The 12,811-nt window shown below is 75.0% G+C and carries 12 protein-coding genes; 2 read left to right on the forward strand and 10 right to left on the reverse strand.

The features are described 5' to 3' along the window. Positions 1 to 597: 597 nt before the first annotated feature. Positions 598 to 1,305 (reverse strand): hypothetical protein, encoded by a 708-nt coding sequence (locus tag AC5L34_RS24790; protein WP_494827158.1) that lies wholly within the window; start codon positions 1,303 to 1,305, stop codon positions 598 to 600. A gap of 247 nt (positions 1,306 to 1,552) precedes the next feature. Further along, the gene (locus AC5L34_RS24795) at positions 1,553 to 2,680 is read right to left on the reverse strand and encodes a DUF3626 domain-containing protein (protein WP_494827160.1); all 1,128 of its coding nucleotides are present in this window, start codon (positions 2,678 to 2,680) and stop codon (positions 1,553 to 1,555) included. Positions 2,681 to 2,868: 188 nt separating this feature from the next. Here AC5L34_RS24795 and AC5L34_RS24800 point away from each other — a divergent pair, with 188 nt between their 5' ends. Beyond that, complete coding sequence (locus tag AC5L34_RS24800; RefSeq protein WP_441177123.1) at positions 2,869 to 3,810, forward strand: anti-sigma factor RsbA family regulatory protein; 942 nt, start codon at positions 2,869 to 2,871, stop codon at positions 3,808 to 3,810. Between the two features lie 75 nt (positions 3,811 to 3,885). Here the strand turns inward: AC5L34_RS24800 and AC5L34_RS24805 are convergent, their stop codons facing one another. Together AC5L34_RS24805 and AC5L34_RS24810 are read right to left on the reverse strand one after the other, a co-directional pair. Then, a complete protein-coding gene (locus tag AC5L34_RS24805) occupies positions 3,886 to 4,515 on the reverse strand; it encodes an MBL fold metallo-hydrolase (RefSeq protein WP_441177124.1) in 630 nt (209 codons plus the stop codon). Then, a complete protein-coding gene (locus AC5L34_RS24810) occupies positions 4,515 to 5,600 on the reverse strand; it encodes an S-(hydroxymethyl)mycothiol dehydrogenase (protein ID WP_441177125.1) in 1,086 nt (361 codons plus the stop codon). Before AC5L34_RS24810 ends, AC5L34_RS24805 begins: the two co-directional genes overlap by 1 nt. A 186-nt stretch (positions 5,601 to 5,786) precedes the next feature. Here AC5L34_RS24810 and AC5L34_RS24815 point away from each other — a divergent pair, with 186 nt between their 5' ends. Beyond that, the gene (locus AC5L34_RS24815) at positions 5,787 to 6,206 is read left to right on the forward strand and encodes a hypothetical protein (protein WP_441177126.1); all 420 of its coding nucleotides are present in this window, start codon (positions 5,787 to 5,789) and stop codon (positions 6,204 to 6,206) included. A gap of 94 nt (positions 6,207 to 6,300) precedes the next feature. On the opposite strand, the gene AC5L34_RS24820 is transcribed toward AC5L34_RS24815, so the two are convergent. The 6 genes from AC5L34_RS24820 to AC5L34_RS24845 form a co-directional block, all read right to left on the reverse strand. Then, complete coding sequence (locus AC5L34_RS24820; RefSeq protein ID WP_494827162.1) at positions 6,301 to 7,596, reverse strand: MFS transporter; 1,296 nt, start codon at positions 7,594 to 7,596, stop codon at positions 6,301 to 6,303. Beyond that, a complete protein-coding gene (locus tag AC5L34_RS24825; RefSeq protein ID WP_101409955.1) occupies positions 7,593 to 8,255 on the reverse strand; it encodes a GntR family transcriptional regulator in 663 nt (220 codons plus the stop codon). Before AC5L34_RS24825 ends, AC5L34_RS24820 begins: the two co-directional genes overlap by 4 nt. Before the next feature lie 69 nt (positions 8,256 to 8,324). Then, positions 8,325 to 9,431, reverse strand: coding sequence for a CapA family protein (locus AC5L34_RS24830; protein ID WP_441177128.1), 1,107 nt, complete (start codon positions 9,429 to 9,431; stop codon positions 8,325 to 8,327). Between the two features lie 30 nt (positions 9,432 to 9,461). Continuing rightward, positions 9,462 to 10,325, reverse strand: coding sequence for an alpha/beta fold hydrolase (locus AC5L34_RS24835; protein WP_441177129.1), 864 nt, complete (start codon positions 10,323 to 10,325; stop codon positions 9,462 to 9,464). Further along, positions 10,322 to 11,248 (reverse strand): SDR family NAD(P)-dependent oxidoreductase, encoded by a 927-nt coding sequence (locus AC5L34_RS24840; protein WP_494827165.1) that lies wholly within the window; start codon positions 11,246 to 11,248, stop codon positions 10,322 to 10,324. Before AC5L34_RS24840 ends, AC5L34_RS24835 begins: the two co-directional genes overlap by 4 nt. Continuing rightward, complete coding sequence (locus AC5L34_RS24845) at positions 11,241 to 12,725, reverse strand: flavin-containing monooxygenase (RefSeq protein ID WP_494827167.1); 1,485 nt, start codon at positions 12,723 to 12,725, stop codon at positions 11,241 to 11,243. The genes AC5L34_RS24840 and AC5L34_RS24845 overlap by 8 nt, the downstream gene beginning before the upstream one ends. Between the last annotated feature and the right edge of the window lie 86 nt (positions 12,726 to 12,811).

Here is a 12,811-nt window from a genome sequence, read left to right on the forward strand (position 1 = left end):
CTACTCGGTCGTACGCATCATGTAACCACCCCACCCCCGCCACGATTCCGCCCCCACGATGCCCCCGACCACACCCCAAACCGAACACCCCGGACCAGACCAGCCAAGCCCACCGCACGCCTACGCCACAACCGGACACACAACGCAGCCAGGCATGATCGCGACCGACCGAGATCTTGGTAGCTTCACGCCCCTGGAGGGGCACTCTCCCACCAAGATCTCACGGGACCCAGACCCGGCCCGGACGCAGACCGGCCCCGAAACGGAGCCGCAGCGGACGGATTCGAGAGCAGGGACGCTGGCGACGGCCACCGGTGGAACACCAGGGGTGTCTCCCGGCCCCGGTGACACCCCTGGTGTTCCACCGGTGGTCCCCCGCCGGCGTGGCGGGCCCGGACCTGGAAGGCGGTCTCGTGGACGGGGCAGCTCGACAGGGCTCGCGCTGGCCACCACGACGAGACGCTGCGCCGGCTGCGGCCGGGGCGGCGGTCGCCTGGCGGGTGGTGCACATGGGCGGTGGTCCGGATGCGGGACGTCGTCGGCATGGACGCGACCGGCCGGCCCCCGGGGCGGGGACCGGCCGGTGTCACGCGATCGTCACCAGAGCTGGGACACGATGTCCGCCGCCTGCTCCTCCCACTGCGCGTACGCGAAGGGGTAGGCCGAGACCTGCACGGTCTGCGCGGCGGAGGTCAGCGGCAGGTCCTGCCAGCCGCCCACGTTCTTGAGCGCCCGGTAGAACGCCTCCGAGGCGTACTCGGGGTCGGTGATCTGCTCGGGCGAGCCCCAACCCGACGACGGGCGCTGCTGGAACAGGCCCTGCGAGTCGTGGTCGTTGTACACGCCCAGGTGGCCGAGGTTGTAGAGCTTCGACTCCTGAAGCGACGTGGCGATGCCGATGACGGCGCCCCGCTCACCCACACCGCTCTCCTTGGCCTCCTCGATGATGGCCTTGGCGTTGGCGAGCTGCGCGTCGTCGAGCGGGATGCGCGACTGGGCGCCCTGCACGCCGTGCGGGATGAGCTTCTCGCGGCTGGGCTTGTCGGCGGAGGGCTTGGTGGTCGTACCGCCCGTGGTCAGTGCCGACTCCTCGGCCGCGCCCGGCCGGCTCTTGCCGGTGGCCTGCTCGATCGCCGCCACGGCACCCTCGTGGGGCGCGGACGTGACCGGCGCGGCCACGGCCGTCGGGCCGAAGGCGAGACCACCGAGGGCGGCGACACCCACCACGGACAGAGCGATCTTGCGGTTCGAGTCCGTCGGGTCCTTCGCGATGGCCGGGAGCCATCGAGTGAAGTCGTACTTCACGATGGTTGCCCTTTCGGTCAGGCGAAGCGCTCCCTGGATGAGCACTCCTGGAGGGGAAACTTCCGTGCCGGACGGGTTTCGGCTCCGGCGGTACGGGGGACACAACCAGCCGGGCCTGTCGGTCATTCCGGATATGCGCCGGCCGCAGTCGGCTGTGACCGGGGTCACTACGCGGATCGGACGCAGGGGCAGCAACGCCCCGTCCCGATGAGCCGCAGACCGCGCGGCAGCGCGGGGGCGTTCGTTCCTAGGCGTCGCGCGGGGCGCCGAAGCGGACCAGGACGTGCCAGAGCTGCTTGAGGTGCTGGAGGGTCACGTGCGTCGGCCCACGGTCGGCCCAGCGGGACGGCTCCCTGACCACCGAGGCCGCCGCCCGGCCGATCAGGGCGGCGTCGACCAGCTCCCCCGGCCGGGCGAACTCGGCGTGCACCCGGGCGGCCAGCGGCGGGATGGCCGGGCCCCGGAAGTCGGCGTCTATCCGGTCGACGGGAAGCGCGAACCCGGCGTGCCAGAGCAGGGCGAAGCCGTGCCGTCGGGCGAGCGCGGCGAGGATCTCCCCGGCCTCGGTGCCCCGGAAGGACGGGTCGACGACCATCGCCTCCACGTCGCGGGCGAGGCTCAGCTCGCCGTGGATCTGGGCCTCGATGTAGTCGTCGAGCGCGCGCCCCGCCGCGCCGGGGGCCCACGCGGCGTCCTCCCGGCGGCGCAGCAGGGCCTGGGCCAGGCTCACCACGTCGCCCGGCACGCCGAGGCTGATCCCGGTGTCGTCGGTGGCGGCCAGCAGGGCCGCCAGCACCGGCTCGAAGACGTCGACGGTGCCCAGGTCCCGGGGGCCGAGGTGGCTGTCGCCGAAGCAGAACGTGGCCCGCGCGAGCACCTGCGGACGCAGCCGCAGGTGACAGGAGCCGAACCGGGGGCACGCGCCGTCGGGATGGTCGAGCAGGTTCAGGCCGCCGTACTTCGGCCGGTCCGCGAGGGGTACGCCGGGTGCCTGGTAGGCGCCGCCGAAGAGGGACTCCTCCCAACGGTCCCGGTCACCGCCGGGGAAGGCGGTCAGGCCGCCGTTGGAGATGCCCGTCTCGAACTGGCTGCGGTAGACGCCCTCGGCGGCGAGGGCCTCGGCGACCGTACGCCCGTCGGCGAGCAGCCGGTCGGGGTGGAAGTTGAGGGTGAGCCGCCCGTGCCGGCCGACCGCCGCGATCAACAGCTCCGGACCGTGGGTGACGCCGGAGCCGGCGAGCGCCCGGGCGATGGCGGCCAGGGCGGCAGGACGGTCACGCAGCGCCACCGCGCGGACGTACGCGAGGGCGGCGCTCTGGGCGGCGGTGAGTACCGGTGCCGCCTGCGCGGCGGCCGGTTCAGCGGTGGGTCGCACGGCGACGAATGTCTCCCATGCGTGGGCGGGGACGCACCCCCTTTTCGCTTCGGTGGCATCCTGGCCGGCACGCCCGCGTCGGCCCGATCGCGGTCTTCGGCGGAGCCCGGTGGACGCCGACGTTTCACCCGGTGGGCCGGCATCTGGACCGACGATTACAGTGGGGGGCGCCAACCGGAAGGCGACGAATGACTGGTGGTGCCGTGGTCGAGCAGGGCGCCTTCGTGCACGAGGGGTTCTTCTACGACGGTCCGCGGGCGCTGCTCGCCGGCACGGTCCCGTTCATCACCGACGGTATCGCCGCCGGGGAGCCGGTGCTGGTCGCGATGCCGGGCGCCAACCTGCGGCGGGTCCGCGCCGAGGTCGGCCCCGCCGACACCGTGCGCTGGGCGGACATGACGCAGGCCGGCCGCAACCCGGGCCGGATCATCCCGTGGGTGTTGCAGGCGTTCATCGACCAGCACGCCGGCCGGCGGGTGCGCATCATCGGCGAGCCGATCTGGGCCGGGCGCAGCGACACGGAGTACCCGGCGTGCGCCCAGCACGAGGCGCTGATCAACATGGCCTTCGCCGGCCGCGACGCGACCATCCTCTGCCCGTACGACACCGCCGGGCTCGACGCCGACGTGCTGGCCGACGCGTGCGCCACGCACCCCGTGCTCGTCGACGGCGCCGGGCGACGGCCGAGCCCGCGCTACGCCCCGGCGGAGGTGGTGGCCCGCTACAACGAGCCCCTGTCGAGCCCGACGGAACCGGTCTCGGCGCTGGCGTACGAGCTGGACACGCTCTCCGCCGTGCGCCGGTTCGTGGCCGGGCACGGGGAGGCCGCGGGGCTGGACGCGGACCGGCTGGCCGACCTTCAGATCGCGGTGACCGAGCTGGCGACCAACAGCGTCGCGCACGCCGGCGGCGCCGGTGTGCTGCGCGTGTGGCGGACGGTCGAGCACCTGGTCTGCGAGATCCACGACGACGGTTCGCTGACCGACCCGCTGGCGGGGCGGCTGACCCCGGCGGCGGACGGCATCGGCGGCCGGGGGCTGGTGATCGTGCAGGCGCTGTGCGACCTGGTGCGCGTACACACGACCGCCGCCGGCACGACCATCCGGATGCACGTGCGCCGCCCGGCGTGACCCGGCCCGGGAGGTAGGCCGCCGAGCGGTCCCGGGCAGCCCGTACGGCGACTGCCCGGGACGCCCGCCGGCCGCTCAGTGGCCGCGGGCCAGCCACTCGTCGAGGTGGGGAGCCTCCGCCGCGACGGTGGTGCTCTCCCCGTGCCCGGTGTGCACGACCGTCTCCGGTGGGAGCGTGAGCAGCCGGTCCCGGATCGAGGCGACGATGGTGCCGAAGTCGCTGTACGAGCGTCCCGTCGCCCCCGGCCCGCCGGCGAAGAGCGTGTCGCCGGTGAAGACGACGCCGAGCTGCGGCGCGTGGAAGCTGCACGCGCCGGGGCTGTGCCCGGGCGTGTGCAGCACGGTCAGCGCGGTGCCCGCCACCTCGACGGTCTGCCCGTCGCGCAGCTCCCCGCCAGGTGCCTCGTCGGGGTGCACCATGTCCCACAGCACCCGGTCGGCCGGGTGCAGCAGCACGGGCGCGCCGGTGGCCCGGGCCAGCGCCGGGGCCACCCGGACGTGGTCGTCGTGCGCGTGGGTGGCGAGGATCGCCCGCACCCGCCGGTCGCCGACGGCGGCCAGGATCGCGTCGACATCGTGCGGGGCGTCGACGACGACGCACTCGGTGTCGTCGCCGACGACCCACACGTTGTTGTCCACGTCGAAGGTCTGGCCGTCGAGGGAGAACGTGCCGGAGGTGACGGCGTGGTCGACGCGGGCGGCCATCAGAGCACCACCACCGAGCGCAGCACGTCGCCCCGGTGCATGCGGGCGAACGCCTCCTCGACCTGTTCCAGGGCGATCTCCTCGGTGACGAAGGCGTCCAGGTCGAGCCGGCCCTGAAGGTAGAGCTCGGTGAGCATGGGGAAGTCGCGGCTGGGCAGGCAGTCGCCGTACCAGCTGGACTTCAACGCGCCGCCCCGGCCGAAGACGTCGAGCAGCGGCACCTCGACGGTCATCTCCGGCGTCGGTACGCCCACCAGCACGACGGTGCCGGCGAGGTCGCGGGCGTAGAAGGCCTGCTTCCAGGTCTCGGGGCGACCGACGGCGTCGATCACGACGTCGGCGCCGAAGCCGCCGGTGGCGGCGCGGATCGCCTCGACCGGGTCGTCCTCGCGGGCGTTGACGGTGTGGGTGGCGCCGAACTTCCGGGCCCAGTCGAGCTTGCGGGGGTCGGTGTCCACGGCGACGATCGTCGTCGCGCCGGCCAGCGCCGCGCCGGCGACCGCCGCGTCCCCGACACCGCCGCAGCCGATCACGGCCACCGAGTCGCCCCGGGTGACCCCGCCGGTGTTCATGGCGGCCCCGAGACCGGCCATCACGCCGCAGCCGAGCAGACCGACGGCGGCGGGCCGGGCCGCCGGGTCGACCTTGGTGCACTGCCCGGCGTGGACCAGGGTCTTCTCGGCGAAGGCGCCGATGCCCAGCGCCGGCGTGAGCTCGGTGCCGTCGGTGAGGGTCATCTTCTGCGCCGCGTTGTGGGTGGCGAAGCAGTACCACGGGCGGCCCCGGCGGCAGGCCCGGCACTCCCCGCAGACGGCCCGCCAGTTGAGCACCACGAAGTCGCCCGGCGCGACGCCGTCGACGCCCGGCCCGACCTGCTCGACGATGCCGGCGGCCTCGTGCCCGAGCAGGAACGGGTAGTCGTCGTTGATGCCGCCCTCCCGGTAGTGCAGGTCGGTGTGGCAGACCCCGCAGGACTGGATCCGCACGATCGCCTCGCCCGGCCCCGGGTCGGGCAGCACGATCGTGGTCACCTCGACCGGCGCGCCCTTGCTGCGGGAGATGACTCCCCTGACCTCCTGGCTCACGGTTCCTCCTGCTCCACGCCGACGCGTCGCGCCGCCGTCCGTCGGTGCGCTGACGCGGCACCTCGATCACGTTCCTCGGGCGAAACTACCCCCGATCGTCGCGGACGACCCGGGGCCGCCGGGCGGTTATCCCGGGTGGCGGCGGGTAGGCGGGGGCACGGTTCGACGCTCGGACGGGAGTGCGCCATGAAGGTCAGCCATCTGCCGCTGCGGGTCAGCATCGGCGCGTTCGTCCTCAACTCGGGGCTGGGCAAGCGGTCGCTGGAGGGCGAGGCCGCGCAGGGCGTGCACGCGATGGCTGTCGGGGCCGTGCCGCAGCTCGGCAGGCTCGACCCGGACCGGTTCGCCCGGCTGCTCTCGCGGGCCGAGATCGCCCTGGGCGCCGCGCTGCTCGCGCCGTTCGTCCCGTCGGCGCTGGCCGGGCTGGGGCTGGCCGCGTTCGGCGCGGGCCTGGTGCAGCTCTACCTGCGCACGCCGGGGATGCGCGAGGCGGGCAGCCTCCGGCCCACCCAGCAGGGCATCGGCCTGGCCAAGGACGTCTGGCTGCTCGGGGCCGGCCTGACCCTGGTGCTGGACGACCTCACCCACGGCCGCCGTCGGCGCTGACGTCCCGCGCCGGCGGCGGGCGAACACGCCCGCGCCGGGTCTCGCGCCCCGCCCCGGGGGAGGGCGGTGGGCGTCACGCGGCCGGTGCGACGGGTCAGCTCGGCGTCGCGGCGGGTGTCCGTGCGGCGAGGTCGCGGCGGGCCGCGTTGCGGTAGCGCAGCACCTGGACCGCGCCGAGCGCCCAGAGGAGGTACTGCACGGCGAAGGCCCACCGGAAGGCGGCCAGGTCCGGGGTGGCCCGCTCGGCCGGGGTGGCCAGGTCGAGCACGACGCCCACGGCCAGCACCAGCACGATCGAGGCGACGAAGCCGCCGACGTTGACGACCCCGGTGGCGCTGCCGATCCGGTTGACCGGGTTGAAGCTGCGCGCGTAGTCGAACCCGATGAGCGAGGCCGGGCCGTTGACGGCGAGCACCAGCACCAGCACGACCAGCAGCCAGCCCGGCGCGCGCCCCGGCCAGGCGAGCACGACGGCCCAGACCGCGGCGGTGGCGCCGGTGATCGCGAAGACGAGCACCGAGCGGTGGAACGGGTGCCGGGCGCACAGGTGGGCGACCACCGGCCCGGTCAGCAGCATGGCGGCCGTCATCAGGGTGAGCAGCGACGCCGCCGTGGTCGGGCTGAGCCCCTGCCCCTGCACGAGGAACGGGTACCCCCAGAGCAGGGCGAACACGGCGCCGGAGAACTGGGTGACGAAGTGCGTCCAGAGCCCCAGGCGGGTGCCCGGCGCAGCCCACGCGGCGGCCAGCTCCCGGCGGACGCCGGCGAGGGTGGGTGCCGCACCGGCCGGGACCGACCCGCCCGGGGTGTCCCGGACGGCGACGACGATCATCAGCAGCACGCTCGCCCCGACCGCCGCGGCGGTCACGAAGGCGGGGGTCCAGCCCGCCGAGTGCAGCAGCGCCACCAGCGGTACGGCGCCGAGGATCGCCCCGAGCTGGCCGAGGGTGCCGGTGAGCTGGGTCATCATCGCGTAGCGCCGCCCCGGGAACCACAGCGCCACGATGCGCAGCACGCTGATGAAGGTCATCGCGTCGCCGAGCCCGATCAGCACGCGGGCGGCGATCGCCAGGGGCACGTCGGTGGCGAAGGCGAAGCAGAGCTGGCCGGCCACCATCAGGGCGCCGCCGGCGATGAGCAGCCGGCGGGACCCGAACCGGTCGAGCAGCACGCCGACCGGGACCTGCATCGCCGCGTACACGGCGAGCTGGGCGACGGAGAAGGTGGCCAGCGCCGAGGCGTTGACGTCGAAGCGGTGCGTCGCGTCGACGCCGGTGACGCCGAGCGAACTGCGGTGGAACACGGCTGCCACGTACGCGGCCACGGCGACGCCCCAGACGAGGCCGCCCGCCGACCGCCGCGAGGAGACCGGTGCGGTCAGCACCCTCACCGCAGGGTCCGCAGCACGTCCGCGGCGTTGTCGATGTGCGCGGCGACGGCGGCGAGCCACCGCCGGGGGTCGTCGGAGTCGAGCGCCGCGACCTGCTCGGCGTGCTCGGTGAGCGCCGTCTCGGCCCAGCCGGGCGAGAGCCGGAAGCTGGCCTCGCCCATCCGCAGCTGCCGGTCGCGCAGCCGCTGGTACAGCTCGGCGAGGATCTCGTTGCCGGCCGCCTCCACCACGGTCGCGTGGAAGGCCCGGTCGGCCTGCATGAGCGCGGCGAGGTCGCCGGCGGCGTGCGCGGCGCGCATCTCGGCCAGCCGGGCGGCGAGGTCGCCGCGCAGCGCCGCGCGCCGGGGCCAGACGCGCTCGGCGGCGTGCAGTTCGACCAGCCGCCGCGCCTCGATCACGTCGTTGATCTCGCGGGCGGAGACCGGGCGGATCAGCGCGCCCCGCTTCGGATAGAGCCGGACCAGTCCCTCCGCCTCCAGGCGCAGCAGCGCCTCCCGGACGGGGGTGCGGGAGACCCCGGTGGCCTCGGCGATCTCCCCCTCGCTGACCAGCGAGCCGCCCGGGTGGATCTGCTCCAGGATCTCGCGCTTGAGGTGCCGGTAGGCCCGCTCGGCGGCGGAGGGCGCGGCCGTCCGGCCCGGCGAGGAGGGATGCGTCATGTATCTATCGTGGATCCCGTCGCGCCGGCGCACCCCCGCGCCCCCGCCTGAGGTGGCGCGCGCCACCCGTCAGCGCGCTCGCAGTGCCAGCAGGCCGTCGTCGTCGACGGCGCACCCGGACACGAACGGTGGGCCGAAGCCGCCGAGCAGCCCCGCGAGCCAGCGCGCCTCGTCGGGCGCGGCCCGCGCCAGCCGCAGCCGGCGCATCCGCACCGGGGCCGCCCGCAGTCGCCGCAGCGCACCGGTGGCCGCGTCGAGGGTCGGCAGCCACAGCAGCCGCAGCCACGGCCGGTACGCCTCCCGTCCGCCGATGCCCTCGTAGTCGTCGAGAAGGTCGCCGCAGCCGTAGAGGATCAGCCGCTCGCGGTACACCTCGACGGGGCGCGGATGGTGCGACGAGTGGCCGTGCACCACGTCCACGCCGGCGTCGACGAGCCGGTGGGCGAAGTCGACGTGCGCGGGCGGCACCTCGTACCCCCAGTTGGTGCCCCAGTGCACGGAGACCAGCACCCGGTCCCCGGGCCCGGCCACGGCGGCGATCCGTGCCGCCAGCGCGTCCGCCGAGGCGACCGAGACCTCCGGCAGGTACGCCACCCCGGGCGCCCCGGCGGTGGCCGCCCAGGGCGGGGGCACCCCGCTCGACGGCGCGGCCACCGACCAGACGAGCAGCCGTCCGCCCGCGCCGAGGGGCACCCGGGCGGGTCGCCAGGCCGAGGCCGCGTCCCGGCCGGCGCCCGCCGTGGCGATGCCGGCGGCGGCGAGCGCGTCGAGGGTGTCGGTGAGCCCCACCGGGCCGAAGTCGAGGCTGTGGTTGTTGGCCAGGGCGCAGACGTCGAGCCGGGCGGCCGCGAGGCAGTCGAGGTTTCCCGGGTGCATCCGGTAGTGGATCGCCTTGGCCGGTGCGTGCTCACCCCGACCGGTCACCGCGGTCTCCAGGTTGACCACGCGCGCGTCGGGCCGCACCTCGTCGAGCAGGTCGAGCGCCTCGCCCCACGGCCAGGCCGGGGGCGCCGGACGCGGCACCGGCCCGTTGGCGGCGCGGGCCAGGTCGACGTAGGCGCGGGCGTCGCGTACCGCCGGTTCGCGCAGCTCGGGCGGGCCGGGCGCGGGCAGGATCGCGTCCACGCCCCGGCCGGTCATCACGTCGCCGCCGAGGAACAGGGTCAGCTCGGGCACCCGGCCCGCTTTCCCCGTCCCGCCGCCGGCTCACCTGCCGGCGGGATCCGCGCCGGCCTCGGCCCAGAAGTCGACGAGCAGGCGGTGGAACTCGGCCGCGCACTCGATCTGCGGCATGTGCCCGCAGTCGGCGAACAGGTGGGTGCGGGCCTTCGGCAGCCGGGACCGGGCGGCGTCGAGGTGCGTCGCCGGCAGGATCAGGTCCCGGTCGCCCCAGACGACCAGGGTGGGCACGTCGAGTCGCTGCACCTCGGCCAGCAGCTCCTCGCGCCACCGCGGGCTCACGCCCCGGAGGGTGCCGAGGTCGCGCGCCGTCTCCAGCATGACCCGGGCGGCGTACGGCTGGCGGGCGACCGCCAGGGCGTGGGCGACGCGTTCGGCGGTGGCGTGCGCCGGGTCGTGGAAGAGGGACCGCTCGGCGCGGCGGGCCGCCCAGCGGGTGGGGCGCAGCAGCAGTCGGCCCAACGGGCGCAGCGCCAGCAGCCGCAGCGCGATGGTGACCTCCCGGCCGAAGCCGGCGCTGTTGACCAGCGTCAGGCTGCCGACCCGGGCCGGCTCGGACGCCGCGAGGCGCATGGCGACCGCGCCGCCGAGGGAGTTGCCGACCACGTGCACCGGCTTCTCGACGCCGACGGCGTCGAGGTAGCGGGCGGCGAACTCGCCCAGCGCCGACAGGGTGCAGGGGCGGGCCATCGGCAACGAACCGCCGTAGCCGGGCAGGTCGACGCTGTGCACCCGGAACCGCTCGGCGAGCAGCTCGTGCAGCTCGGTGAAGTCGCGCAGGGTGCGGCCGATGCCGTGCAGCAGCAGCACCGGTGGCCCGTCGCCGTCGACGCGGTGGCACACCCGCCGGCCGTCCACGGTGACGTGCCGGCGTCCCGCCGGGGCGCTCACGCCGGCTCCCCGGCCGGGTCGGCCCCCGGGGTCGCCTCGGGCTGCCGCTGCGCCGGGGCGGGTCGCCCGGTGGTGAGCCGGCGGGTGGACTCGCCCGCGATCCGGTTCAGGCCGAAGGCGAGGACCCGCTGGTACGACACCGGCGCCGCCCGGGCCAGCAGGTCGGGCAGTTTCGCCGACCAGCCGATCAGCACCCGGCCCCGGCGGCGGTGCACGCCGCGCAGGATCACCTCGGCGGCCGTGGCGGGGTCGATGGTCAGCAGCCGCTCGAACTGCCGGCGGCCGGTCTCGAACTCCCCGGCGGGCACGCCGGCGCCCACCCGGGCGTTCTGCGCGATGCGGGTGCGGATGCCGCCCGGGTGCACGCAGGTCACCCCGATCCCCTCGCCGGCCAGTTCCTGGCGCAGCGCCTCGGTGAAGCCCCGGACGGCGAACTTGCTGGCCGAGTAGGCGGTCTGCCCCGCCGGGGCGATGATCCCGAAGAGGCTGGAGATGTTGACCAGGTGCGCGCCCGGCTCGGCCCGCAGGGTGGGCAGCAGCGCGTGGGTCAGCTGCACGACGGCCCGGAAGTTGACGTCGACGACCCAGCTGAACTCGTCCAGGCTCACCTGGTCGAAGCGCCCACCCAGCGCCACCCCGGCGTTGTTGACCAGCAGCCGTACCGCCGGGTGCCGCTGCCGGATCTCCTCCGCCACCCGGGCGGTCGCGGCGGCGTCGGCCAGGTCGACCACGTGGGCGGTGAGCTGCCGGTCGGGGTACGCGGCGCGGACCGCCGCGACGACGGCGTCGAGCCGGCCGGCGTCGCGGTCGACCAGCACCAGGTCGCTGCCCCGGCGGGCGAGCGAGTGGGCGAGGGCCTCCCCGATCCCGCTGGCGGCGCCGGTCACCACGGCCGTGCCGCCGGTGAAGACGAACCTACGCACGGACGGTCCTCCTTTGCGGTGTGCCGGCGCGGGAGAAGCGCACGCCGGGGTCGGTGAGCCGGCCGTGCCGCATCAGCAGGACGTCCCGGGGATAGTTCTGGTGCAGCCGCCAGGGCGCCCGGGTGCCCTGCTTGGGCAGGACGTCGACGCTGCGCAGCACGTAGCCGGCCGTCAGGTCGATGATCGGCTCGCGCTCCCCGTCGGGGGGCGGCAGCGGGGTGACGACCTGCTGACCGGCGCGGTCCAGGTGCCGCAGCAGCCGGCAGACGTAGGTGGCGACCAGGTCGGCCTTGAGCGTCCACGAGGCGTTGGTGTAGCCGATGGTCATCGCGAAGTTCGGGACCCCGGAGAGCATCATGCCCTTGTAGGCGACGGTGCCGGGCAGGTCCACCCGCGCGCCGTCCACGCTCAGCGTCATGCCACCGAGGGCCAGCAGGTTGAGCCCGGTGGCGGTGACCACGACGTCCGCGGCCAGTTCCTCGCCGGAGGCGAGGCGGACGCCCCGCTCGGTGAACGTCTCGATGGTGTCCGTGACGACCGAAGCGCGCCCCCGCGCCAGTGCCGTGAACAGGTCGCCGTCGGGCACCACGCACAGCCGCTGGTCCCACGGGTCGTAGCGGGGCGAGAAGTGCCGGTCGACGTCGTAGCCGGCCGGCAGCCGGCCCCGGGCGGCGCGCAGCAGCAGCCGCCGGACCAGGGCGGGCGCGCGCCGGCTGAGCTGGAAGTTGGCGGTGGAGAGCAGGACGTTCTTCCACCGCACCACCGGATACGCGGCCTTCGCCGGCAGCCAGCGCCGCAGCGCGTCGGCGAGCACGTCGCGCGAGGGCAGCGCCAGGACGTACGTGGGTGAGCGCTGGAGCATCGTGACGTGGGCGGCCCGTTCGGCCATCGCCGGCACCAGGGTCACGGCGGTGGCGCCGCTGCCGATCACCACCACCCGCTTGCCGGTGTGGTCGAGGTCGTCGGGCCAGTGCTGCGGGTGCACGATCCGCCCGGCGAAGCGCTCGGCGCCCGGCAGCGCGGGGGTGTAGCCGGCGTCGTAGCGGTAGTAGCCCGCGCAGGTGAACAGGAAGGAGCAGGTCAGCACGACCGTCTCGCCGGTGTCGTCGCGGTGGGCGTGCACCGTCCAGCGGGCGCTGGCGCTGTCCCAGTCGGCCCGCAGCACGCGGTGGCGGAAGCGGATGTGGTCGGTGACGCCGTACTCGTCGGCGGTGCGGCGGACGTAGTCGCGGATGGCGTCACCGTCGGCGATGGCCTTCGGGTCGGTCCACGGCTTGAAGGAGTAGCCGAGGGTGAACATGTCGGAGTCCGACCGGACGCCGGGATAGCGGAACAGGTCCCAGGTGCCGCCGATCGCGTCGCGGGACTCCAGCACCGCGTACGTCTTGTCGGGGCAGCGGCGGCGCAGGTGACAGGCGGCGCCGACGCCGGACAGGCCGGCCCCGACGATGAGCACGTCGACGTGGTCGGTGGCCATCTCGTCTCCCGTCCGCCGTGTGACACCGGACACTAGCCACGGCCGTCGAGGCGCGTCAACACCCTGTCGAGTTCGATCGACACCGT

It is taken from the genome of Micromonospora sp. ZG13 (assembly GCF_059359355.1).

Coding starts and splice junctions, on each gene's coding strand:
- AC5L34_RS24800 (WP_441177123.1), top strand. CDS start 2,869: ATGACTGGTGGTGCCGTGGTCGAGCAGGGCGCCTTCGTGCACGAGGGG.
- AC5L34_RS24805 (WP_441177124.1), bottom strand. CDS start 4,515: ATGGCCGCCCGCGTCGACCACGCCGTCACCTCCGGCACGTTCTCCCTC.
- AC5L34_RS24815 (WP_441177126.1), top strand. CDS start 5,787: ATGAAGGTCAGCCATCTGCCGCTGCGGGTCAGCATCGGCGCGTTCGTC.
- AC5L34_RS24825 (WP_101409955.1), bottom strand. CDS start 8,255: ATGACGCATCCCTCCTCGCCGGGCCGGACGGCCGCGCCCTCCGCCGCC.
- AC5L34_RS24845 (WP_494827167.1), bottom strand. CDS start 12,725: ATGGCCACCGACCACGTCGACGTGCTCATCGTCGGGGCCGGCCTGTCC.